This window comes from Streptomyces physcomitrii (assembly GCF_012273655.1).
Lineage (GTDB): Bacteria > Actinomycetota > Actinomycetes > Streptomycetales > Streptomycetaceae > Streptomyces > Streptomyces physcomitrii.
Genome location: NZ_JAAWWP010000019.1, coordinates 138,277 through 149,586, shown reverse-complemented (window position 1 = coordinate 149,586; position 11,310 = coordinate 138,277). Strand labels below are relative to the sequence as shown.

The window sequence follows — 11,310 nt, the reverse complement described above, 5'->3', positions numbered from 1 at the left end:
CACCCCCCACCACCTCCACACCGCCACCACCCACGCCTACACCCACGGCATCCCCCACCACACCCCACCCACCCCACCCCACCCCGACCTCCCCACCTACCCCTTCCAACACACCCACCACTGGCTGTCGAGCCTGCCCGAGGGCGGCGACCCGGAGTCGGTGGGCCAGCAGCTCATCAGCCACCCGGTGCTCGGCGCGGCACTGCACACCGCCGACGCCGACTCGCTGATCCTGACCGGCCGCGTCTCCCCGGCGACCCACTCCTGGCTCGCCGACCACGTGGTCGACGGCGCCGTGCTCTTCCCGGGCACCGCCTTCGTCGAGCTGGCCATCCGCGCCGGTGACGAACTCGGCTGCTCGGTCCTGGAAGAGCTGGTCCTGGAGGCGCCGCTGGTGCTCGGCGCGCAGGAGGCCGTCAGCCTGCAGCTCACGGTGGGCGCGGCCGACACCGAGGGACGGCGCCCGGTGCGGATCCACTCCGCGCCGCCGGACGCCGCGCACGGCGCCGCCGCCGACGAGTCGCTGTGGCTGCGCCACGCCGGGGGTTTCCTGCGGCCCAGCCGCGCGGACGAGAGCGCCGAGGGGGACTTCCCCTCCGTCTGGCCGCCGCAGGACGCGGAAGAGGTCGACGTGACGGGCGTCTACGAGCGGCTGGCCGGCGAGGGCTACGGCTACGGGCGGCTCTTCCGCGGGCTGCGCGCCATGTGGCGCAGCGGCGAGGAGGTCTACGCCGAGGTGACGCTCGCCGAGGAGAGCGCCGCGGAGGGCTGGGGCGTGCATCCGGGTCTGCTGGACTCCGCCCTGCACCCCGACATCCTGAGCGGCCCCGGCACGGGCGAGGGGGTGCGGCTGCCCTTCTCCTGGAACTCCGTACGGCTGTTCACCTCGGGGGCGACCGCGCTGCGGGTGCGCCTCAGCGGCGCGGGTTCGGACGGGGTCTCCCTCTTCGCGGTGGACCCGGCCGGTGAACCGGTCTTGGCGGTCGGCGCATTGACCACGCGCCCGATGGAGGGCGGCGCGGACGCCCCGGCGGCGCGGCTCACCCGGCAGTCGCTGTTCCGGCTCGGCTGGACACCGCTCGCCACCGAGCCCGCCGCCCCGGGCCGGGAGCGCTGGGCCGTCACCGGACCCGGCGCGGACGAGCTGGCGCGGGTGCTCCGTACCGCGGGCGCCGAGGTCACGGCCCACGCCCGGCCGCAGGAGGCCCTGGTGCTTCCCGCCGAGGGGGGCGTGGTGCCCGAGGTGCTGGTCCTGTTCGCGCCGCCGGTGACCGGGTACGAGGGGACGAGCGCCGAGGAGGCGCGCCGAGTCGCCCACCGGGCCCTCGCCGACCTGCAACACTGCCTGGGTTCACCGGAGTTCGACGGGTGCCGTCTCATCGTGGCGACCCGGGGAGCGGTCGCGGCCGGGACCGACGGCCACGGCAGCGATCTCACCACCGCCCCGCTGTGGGGTCTGGTCAGGGCCGCTCAGGCGGAGTACCCGGACCGGCTCACCCTGCTCGACCTCGACCCCGCGTCCGGTACCGAGGGCCCCTCGGCGGCCGACGCCGCCGCCCTGCTCGCCGCCCTCCGGGCCCGGGAGCCCCAACTCGCCGCGCGTGACGGCGGGTTGCTGCTGCCGAGGCTGGTCCGCGCGGGCGATCCCGAGGAGACCGCAAGGCCGCTGGACCCCGAGGGCACGGTCCTGCTGACCGGTGGCACCGGAGGGCTCGGCGCGGTCCTCACCCGTCATCTGGTGGCCGCCCACGGAGCCCGGCACCTGCTGCTCGTCAGCAGGAGCGGCCCCGCGGCCCCGGGCGCCGCGGAACTGGTCGCCGAACTCGCCGCGGCGGGCGCCGAGGCGGAGGCGGTCGCCTGCGACGTCGCCGACCGCGCGGCCCTCGCCGCGCTCCTGGACGGGCTCGACCGCCCCCTGACGGCCGTGGTGCACGTGGCCGGTGGGCTCGACGACGCGACCCTGCCCTCGCTCACGCCGGAGCGCATCGACACGGTGATGCTGCCGAAGGCGGACGCGGCCGTGCACCTGCACGAGCTGACCCGCGGCGCGGACCTCGCCCGCTTCGTGCTCTTCTCCTCGGTCGCCGGGGTCCTCGGCGGCCCCGGCCAGGCCAACTACGCGGCGGCCAACGCCTTCCTGGACGGACTCGCCCAGCACCGGCACGCGCTCGGCCTGCCCGCCACCTCGATCGCCTGGGGCCTGTGGGAGGACGGCGGCCTCACCGCCCACCTGGGCGAGACCGACCGGCGCCGGATCTCCCGCAACGGGGTACGACCGCTGACGGCCGAGCAGGGCACGGCGCTCTTCGACGCGGCCACGGCAGACCAGGGCCCGGCCTTCGTCGCCGCGCGCTTCGACCCGGCCGCCCTGCGGCGCCGCCCGGACGGCGTCCCGGTCCTGCTCACCGGCCTGGTGCCGACCACCCTGCGCCGCAGCGCCGCGGCCGCCACCGCGGTGCGGGCCGCGGACGGCCAGTGGCTGGCGGGACTGTCACCCGCCGAGGCCGCCCGCGAGGTGCTCACGGTCGTCCGTACCCACGCGGCCTCCGTACTCGGCCACGAGTCGGCGGAGGCGGTGCCCCCCGAGGCGGTCTTCAAGGAACTGGGCTTCGACTCGCTCGCGGCCGTCGAACTGCGCAACCGGCTCAACGAGGCCACCGGGCTGCGGCTCGCGCCGACCGTGGTCTTCGACCACCCCACCGCACAGGCCCTGGCCGAGCATGTCCACGAGACGGTCGGCGGCGCCGGAACCGAGACCGCGGCCCCGCTCAAGCCCTCGGTGAGCACCCTCGCGGACGACGACGCGATCGCCGTCGTCTCGATGGGCTGCCGCTTCCCCGGCGGCGTCGCCTCCCCCAAGGACCTGTGGGACCTGGTGGCCTCCGGCACGGACGCCGTCACCGGCTTCCCCACCGACCGGGGCTGGGACCTCGAAGCCCTCTACCACCCGGATCCGGACCACCCCGGTACGTCCTACGCCCGCGAAGGCGCCTTCCTGGACGACGCGGGCGGTTTCGACGCGGAGTTCTTCGGGATCTCGCCGCGTGAGGCGCTGGCGATGGACCCGCAGCAGCGGCTCCTCCTGGAGACCGCCTGGGAGACCTTCGAACGCGCCGGTATCGCACGGGCCGCCCTCAAGGGCTCCTCGACCGGGATCTTCGTCGGCGCCCTCTCCCAGGAGTACGGCTCCACCCTGCTGCACGAGGCACCCGAGGGCCTCGACGGCATGCTGCTCACCGGCAACGCGCTCAGCATGGTCTCGGGACGCCTGGCCTACTTCCTCGGGCTCGAAGGCCCGGCGGTGACCGTGGACACCGCCTGCTCCTCCTCGCTGGTGGCGCTGCACCAGGCCGCGCAGGCGGTGCGCAACGGCGAGTGCTCCCTGGCGCTCGCGGGCGGCGTGACGGTGATCGCGACCCCGGGCACCTTCACCGCCTTCAGTACGCAGCGGGCCATGTCCCCCGACGGACGCTGCAAGTCCTTCGCCGCCTCCGCCGACGGCACCGGCTGGGGCGAGGGGGTGGGTCTGGTCCTGCTTGAGCGGCTGTCGGACGCCCGCCGGGCCGGGCATCCGGTGCTCGCGGTGATCCGGGGCTCGGCCGTCAACCAGGACGGCGCCTCCAACGGCCTGACCGCGCCCAACGGCCTCGCCCAGCAGCGCGTCATCCGCACCGCCCTCGCCAACGCCCGCCTGAACCCCGCCGACATCGACGCCGTCGAGGCGCACGGCACCGGCACCACCCTCGGCGACCCCATCGAGGCGCAGGCGCTCCTCGCCACCTACGGTCAGGACCGGCCCGCGGACCGGCCCCTGTGGCTCGGCTCGCTCAAGTCGAACATCGGGCACACCCAGGCCGCCGCCGGAATCGCCGGGGTCATCAAGGTCGTCCAGGCGATGCGCTACGGGAAGCTCCCGCGCACCCTGCACGTCGACGCGCCCTCCCCGCACATCGACTGGACCACCGGTGAGGTCGAACTGCTGGTGCAGGAACAGGAGTGGCCCGCCTCGGAACGGGTGCGCCGGGCCGGAGTGTCGTCCTTCGGGATCAGCGGCACCAACGCCCACGTGATCCTGGAGGAGGCCCCCGCCCAGCCGACGGCATCGGCCGAAGGCGAGGCCGAGGACGAGGACGAGGAGGCCGCCGTCCCGCTGCTGCTCTCGGCGCGGGACGAACCGGCCCTGCGCGCCCAGGGGGAACAGCTCGCCGGCTTCCTGGAGGAGCACCCCGAGGTACCACTGCCGGAGGTCGCGCGGTCGCTCAGGAGCCGTGCGGTGTTCTCGTATCGGGCGGGTCTGGTCCCCCGCTCACGCCAGGACGCCATCACCACACTGCGCGACCTCACCCACACCGACCACCCCCACCTCTCCACCCACCACAGCCCCCCACAACACAACCCCGTCTTCGTCTTCCCCGGCCAAGGCTCCCAATGGCCCGGCATGACCGCCCAACTCCTTGGCACCAACCACGCCTACACCCAACGCATCCACCAATGCGAACAAGCCCTCAAACCCCACGTCGACTGGTCACTCACCGGCGTCCTCACCCAACAACCCGACCAACCCACCCTCGACCACGTCGACATCATCCAACCCACCCTCTGGGCCGTCATGGTCTCCCTCGCCGCAGCCTGGCAAGCCGCCGGCATCCAACCCGCCGCCGTCCTGGGCCACTCCCAAGGCGAAATCGCCGCCGCCACCGTCGCCGGCGCCCTCACCCTCCAAGACGCCGCCAAACTCACCACCCAACGCGCCCAACTCCTCACCACCCTCACCGGCAACGCCGGCATGACCACCCTCGCCCTCCCCCACACCACCACCCAACAACTCCTCGACCAACTCCACACCACCGACGCCCACATCGCCGCCATCAACAGCCCCACCACCACCGTCATCAGCGCACCCACCACCACCCTCACCACAATCGAAAACCACTGCACCCAACACGGCATCCGCCACAAACGCATCCCCGTCGACTACGCCAGCCACAGCCCCCAAATGGCACAACTCCACACCCCCCTCACCCAACACCTCACCCTCAACCCCCAACCCACCACCACCCCCTACTACTCATCCCTCACCGGCACCCAACTCCAAGGCCACCAACTCACCCCCGACTACTGGTACAAAAACCTCCGCCACACCGTCGACTTCCACACCGCCACCCACACCCTCCTCCAACAAGGCCACCACACCTACATCGAAATCAGCCCCCACCCCGTCCTCACCCTCCCCCTCGAAGAAACCCTCCAACACCACCAACCCCACACCCCAACAACCGTCCAACCCACCCTCCACCGCCACCACGACACCCCCCACCACCTCCACACCGCCACCACCCACGCCTACACCCACGGCATCCCCCACCACACCCCACCCACCCCACCCCACCCCGACCTCCCCACCTACCCCTTCCAACACACCCACCACTGGCTGAAGGCGGAGCCCACCTCCGGCGGCGGCGGGGGCATAGGTGCGGTCAAGGCGGAGCACCCGCTGCTCGGCGCGGCGGTCGAACTCCCCGACTCCGGGACAGTGGTGTTCACCGGACGGGTCTCGGCGGGCAACCACCCGTGGCTGACCCGGGAGGACTCGCCCGGTCTGCACCGGGTCCGGGAGACCGCGCTGGTGGACCTGGTGCTCAGCGCGGCGGACCAGACCGGCTGCCCGCACCTGGACTCGCTGTCCCTGACCGACCCCCTGGTGCTGCCCGACTCCGGAGTGGTGCAGCTGCGGGTGACCGTGGGCGACCCCTCACCGGAGGGGACCCGGCCGGTGTCGGTGCACTCGCGGCGCGGGGAGACCGGCGTCGGCAGGCCCTGGACCCGGCACGCCACCGGCGCCCTCACCCCGGCAGTCCCGGCCGCCGACTGGGACCTGGAGGCATGGCCGCCCGTGGAGGCGGAGACCGTGCCGCACGCGGAGGCTCTGGCCGAGGACGGCGCGGCAGAGAGCACCCGTACCGTCTGGCGGCGGGACGGGGAGCTGTTCGCCGAGGTCGCCCTGCCCGAGCAACTCGGCGCGGACGCGGGCGACTTCGGCCTCCACCCGGTGCTGGCCGACGCGGTGCTCACCCCGCTGCGGATCGAGGGAGCGGCGGCCGGGTCCCCCTGGCTCGCCGCGGCGTGGCAGGGCGTGCGGCTGCACGCCTTGGGCGCCTCGGTGCTGCGGGTGCGGCTGTCCCCGGCGGGCGACGGGACCTGGACGGTACGGGCCGCCGACGCGACGGGCGCCCCGGTGCTCACGGTGGAGTCCCTGACCCTGCGCCCCGCCTCCCGGCAGGACCTCCGTACGGCGGGTGCCTCCCAGCAGGACGGGCTCTTCCAGGTGGCCTGGAGCGATCTGGCGCTCCCGGCCTCCGGGGAGACGCCCGCGACCTGGGCGATCGTCGGCGAGGACGTGCTGCACGCCCGGTCCGGGCTGATGGCGGCGGGGCAGTACACCGAGGCCCACGCCGACCTGGAGAGCCTGGCGGCGACCGTCGCCGATCCCGCCAAGGCGCCCGAGGTGATCGTGCTGACCTGCGCCGCCGAGGAGGCGCCGCGCGGTGGTGCCCCACTGGCCGAGGCCGTCCACGAGTCCACCGCGAAGGTGCTCGGCTGGGCGCAGGCCCTGGTGACGCGGCCCTTCTTCGCCCGGTCCCGGATGGTCGTGCTCACCCGGGGTGCCGTCCCCGCCTGGGACGGCACCGGCCCGGGCGGGCGGCTCGACCTGACGGCCTCGGCCGCCTGGGGCCTGCTGCGTTCGGCCCAGGCCGAGTTCCCCGGCCGGTTCCTGCTCGTGGACACCGATGCGAGCAAGCCCGCCTGGCGCGCCCTGCTCAAGGCCGTCACCACCGACGAGCCCCAGTGGGCGCTGCGCAAACGGGCCGCCCGCGTCCCCCGGCTCACCCGGCTCGACGCCCCGGCGGCCGGAGCCGAGGACACCGGGACACTCACCGGCGAACCCGGAACGGTCCTGGTCACCGGCGGCACCGGAGTCCTCGGCACCCTGGTCGCCCGCCATCTGGTGACCGAACACGGCGTACGCGACCTGCTTCTGACGAGCCGTCAGGGTCTGGAGGCAGCGGGCGCGGAGACACTGCGGGCCGAACTGACCGCCCTCGGCGCCCAGGTCACGGTCGCCGCCTGCGACGCCGCCGACCGGACCGCGCTGGAGAAGGTCCTCGCGGAGCTGCCCGCGGACCGGCCGCTGCGCGCGGTGGTGCACACCGCGGGAGTCATCGACGACGGCGTCGTCCCCTCCCTGACGCCCGAGCGGCTGGACACGGTGCTGCGGGCCAAGGCGGACGCGGCGCTCGCGCTGCGCGAGGCCACCCGTGGGGCCGACCTCTCGGCCTTCGTCCTCTTCTCCTCGGTGGCCGGCATCCTCGGCGGCGCCGGGCAGGCCAACTACGCGGCGGGCAACACCTTCCTGGACGCCTTCGCCCACCAGGCGCGGGCCGAGGGCGTACCGGCGACCTCGATCGCCTGGGGCGTGTGGGCCGGACGCGGGCTGCTGGCCTCCGGCAAGGCGGGCCTGGCCCTGCCGGGCATCGGCGAACTCCCGCCCGGCCAGGGCCTGCAGCTCTTCGACAGCGCGCTGCGCACCGGCCGCGAGCTCACCGTCGCCGCGCAGTGGGACCTCAACGTCCTCTACGCCCGGGCGCGGGCGGGCGAGACCCCGGCCGTACTGCGGTCGGTACTGCCCGCACCGGAGCGCCCCCGGGCCCAGGACGCACCGGCCAGGGCGACCGAACTGCGGCACCTGCTGGCCGAGATGGCCACCGACACCGAGCGGGACACCGCGCTCAGCGATCTCGTACGGGAGCACATCGCCAAGGTGCTCGGGCACGGCTCCGCGGAGGCCGTGTCCGCCACGGCCGAGCTGAAGGACCTCGGCTTCGACTCCCTGACCTCGCTCAACCTGCGCAACGCCCTCAACACCGCGACCCGGCTGAGCCTGCCGCCCGGCGTCGCCTTCGACTTCACCTCACCCGCCGAACTCGCCCAGCACATCAAGAAAGAGCTGCTCGCCTGAGACCGGCCACGGTGCCGCACGGAAACGGAGATCACCCATGAGGGTAGAGAACGTCCACATCAATTCGCTGGGAGTCACGCTGCACGAGTGGGCGAGCGCCGAGAAGGCGGTCGCGGACGGCAGGGTGGAACCGGAGGTGACGGAGGCCAACGGCCTCACCGGTACGCATGTCTCCGGGGACATCCCGGCCGTCGACCTGGCGGTCTCGGCGGCCCGTACCGCCCTGGAGCGGTCCAAGCTGGAGCCCGAGGAGATCTCCTCGCACATCCACAGCGCGGTCCACTACCAGGGCCCGGCGGGCTCCTACCCGCCCGGGTACATCCTGCGCGAGCTGGGCCTCGCCGAGGTCTCCGCGCTCTACCTCCAGCAGGGCTGCAACGGCATGCTCGGCACCCTGGAGGTCGCGATCGGGCAGATGACCGGCGCCTCCGAGGCGGAGGCGGTGCTGCTGACCACGGGCGAGAACTTCACCTCCCCGGAGATCGACCGCTGGACCGGCTACGGCCAGTCGTACTTCCTCGGCGACGGCGGGGCCGCGGTCCTGCTGAGCGCGGAGGAGGGCTTCGCCGAGGTGCGCTCGCTGCACGCGGGGGTGCTGCCCGCGCTGGAGAAGTGGCACCGCGGCGAGGGCCCGCTGCTGCTGCGCGAGGCGGAGGGTTCGATGGCGGACATGGCCGCGCGCGCCGAGCACTTCACCGAGACCGAGCTGTCGCTCTCGGAGACCCTGGAGAAGCTCACCGTGTTCGACCTGGCCGTCATCCACCAGGCCCTGGTGGACGCCGGTCTGAACGCCGCCGACCTCGCCAAGGTCGTCCCGATCAACATGGACGGCCGCATGATCGAGTACTCGGTGATGATGCCGCTGGGGCTGCCCATGTCGCGGTCCAGCTTCGACTTCGGCCGGGGCGTCGGCCATGTCGGCGGCGCCGACGTGATGATCACCCTGGAGCACCTGGTCCGCACCCGCGAGGTGGAGCCCGGCGACCACGTCCTGCTGATCTCCCAGGGCCCGGGCTGGATCTGCACCGCCTGCATCGTCACCGTCACCGAGCACCCCGCCTGGGCGGTCTGAGCGGTCCGGCGGCAGCAGGACGCGGGCGGACGGGGCGCACTCCCGTCCGCCCGCGCCCCTGACCGGGGCTTTGCGCGCGGTCCGTTTCACGCCAGACTGCGGCCAGTGACCGAGCGGGGGAGGAACAGCGCCGCATGCTGAGTGCGATAGGTCTGGACGAGGTGCACGAGTCGGCGTACCGGGCGCTCGTCTCGGCGGGCGCGGCCGAGGTGCCCGAACTGGCGCGCCGGCTCATGCTCGGCGAGTACGCCACCGAGCGGGCGCTGCGCAGACTGGAGCGGCACGGCCTGGCCGCCCGGTCCACGGCCCGGCCGGAGCGCTGGGTCGCGGCCCCGCCGGGCGCCGCCCTGGGAGCCCTGCTCGCCGAGCGGCGCGGCGCCCTGGACCTCGCCGCGCAGGCGGCCGCCCAGCTCGCGGAGGAGTATCACAGCCGGTCCGGCGGGCCCGCGGGACCCGACCTGGTCGAGGTGGTCAGCGGCACCGCCGCGGTCGCCCGGCGCTTCACCCAGGCCGTGCTCGGCGCCCGGGAGGAGCTGTGCGTCCTGCTCCCCGGATCCGCCGCCGGGCGGCCCGGGGCGGAGCCGCGTCCGGGCAGGGCGCCGCGCAGGACGGTGGTGGAGCGCTCGGCGCTGGCACCGCCCCGGGGCGTACCTGAGCTGGGCGCGGCACGGGAGCCCGGCGAGGCGCTGCGCGTCGTCGACCGGGTACCCGCGCACCTGGTCGTCGCCGACCGCTCGCTCGCCCTGGTCGCGCTGGACGCGGGAGCCGCGGAACCCTCGGCGGTGGTGGTGCACGCCAGCGCCCTGCTCGACGCGCTCCTGCTGCTCTTCGAATCGGTGTGGAGCCGGGCGGTGCCGCTGCGGCTCGGCCCGCGCACCGGGCCGGTGGCACCGGAGCCGGAGACGGCGGAACCGGACGAGACCGACCTGGAGATCCTCTCCCTGCTCCTTGCCGGGCTGACCGACGCGAGCGTGGCCAAACAGCTCGATCTGGGGCTGCGCACGGTGCAGCGGCGGGTCAGACGGCTGATGGAGCTGACCGGCGTGACCACCCGGCTCCAGCTCGGCTGGCACGCCTACGAACGCGACTGGATCGCACGCGAGGCACGACGGCCGCTCTCCCCCTCCGGGTCCTGAACCGGCGCGGCTCCGGGTACTGATCCGGCGGGCTCCGGGTACTGATCCGGGGCGGCTCCGGGTCCTCAACCGGCGCGGCCCGAAGTCCCGGGGCGCGCGTCCTGCGGCCCGGCGCGGGTTCCGGCAGGCTGGAGGGATGGGAGCCTGGGAACTCCTGCTGGTCGCGCTGGTGATGCTGATCGGCCTGTGCGGAGTGCTGCTGCCCGGCGTACCCGGCTCGTGGCTGGTGTGGGCCGCGGTGCTGTGGTGGACGCTCACGGATCCGCACGGCCTGGCCTGGGGGATCTTCCTCGGCGCGAGCGCGGTGCTGCTCACGGCGCAGGCGGTGCGCTGGCAGCTCCCCGCGCGGCGGCTGCGGTCCTACGGGGCGGACCGGCGGATGGTCGCCGCCGCGGGCGCGGGGGCGCTGCTCGGCTTCGTGCTGCTGCCGGTGGTGGGCGCGGTGCCGGGGTTCCTGCTCGGCGGCTATCTCTTCGAGCGGCTGCGGCTCGGCTCCCACGCCGCCGCGGCGGCCGCGACGCGCACCGCGCTGCGCCACGGCGGGAGCCGGATCCTGGTCGAGCTCTTCGCCTGCCTGCTGATCATGGGGGCCTGGCTGGGTGCGGTGATCGCGGCCTGAGACGGCGGGGCCACGGGGCGCGGTCAAGAAGGCGCTCGCCGCCCCGTGCGCATACCGGATGTGTCTGCGAGCATCAGGACATGACCGGACTCAGTGAGCGGGAACGTGCCTATCTGGGCACACAGCGCATCGGCAGACTGGCCACCGTCGACACCGAGGGCCAGCCGCAGGCGAACCCCGTCGGCTACTTCCCGCAGGACGACGGGACCCTCCTGGTGGGCGGGCTGTCCATGGGGACGAGCAAGAAGTGGCGCAATCTCAAAGGGAATCCACGGCTGTCCCTGGTCGTCGACGACATCGTGAGCGAGCGGCCCTGGCGGGTGCGCGGGGTGGAGATCCGCGGGGAGGCCGAACTCCTCACCGGGCCGCATGAGTTGGGCCCGCACTTCAGCGAGGAGGTGATCCGCATCCACCCGAAGTGGGTGCACAGCTGGGGACTTGAGGAGTGACCCGCGCGCGGAGCCCG

General features: G+C 74.1%; 5 protein-coding genes. All 5 read left to right on the top strand.

The features are described from left to right. Positions 1 to 8,017 (top strand): type I polyketide synthase (locus tag HFV08_RS25550; RefSeq protein WP_168542826.1); only part of this gene is annotated, 8,017 nt, incomplete at its 5' end. A gap of 37 nt (positions 8,018 to 8,054) precedes the next feature. Further along, positions 8,055 to 9,089 carry a ketoacyl-ACP synthase III family protein gene (locus HFV08_RS25545; protein ID WP_168542825.1) on the top strand — a complete coding sequence of 345 codons (1,035 nt, stop codon included), beginning with the start codon at positions 8,055 to 8,057 and terminating at the stop codon, positions 9,087 to 9,089. A 134-nt stretch (positions 9,090 to 9,223) separates the two neighbouring features. Beyond that, positions 9,224 to 10,225 (top strand): helix-turn-helix transcriptional regulator, encoded by a 1,002-nt coding sequence (locus HFV08_RS25540; RefSeq protein WP_168542824.1) that lies wholly within the window; start codon positions 9,224 to 9,226, stop codon positions 10,223 to 10,225. Positions 10,226 to 10,361: 136 nt separating this feature from the next. After that, positions 10,362 to 10,844, top strand: coding sequence for a DUF456 domain-containing protein (locus tag HFV08_RS25535; RefSeq protein WP_168542823.1), 483 nt, complete (start codon positions 10,362 to 10,364; stop codon positions 10,842 to 10,844). An 80-nt stretch (positions 10,845 to 10,924) separates the two neighbouring features. After that, positions 10,925 to 11,293, top strand: a complete 369-nt coding sequence (locus tag HFV08_RS25530) for a PPOX class F420-dependent oxidoreductase (protein WP_040246461.1) — start codon at positions 10,925 to 10,927, stop codon at positions 11,291 to 11,293. The last annotated feature ends 17 nt before the right edge of the window (positions 11,294 to 11,310 follow it).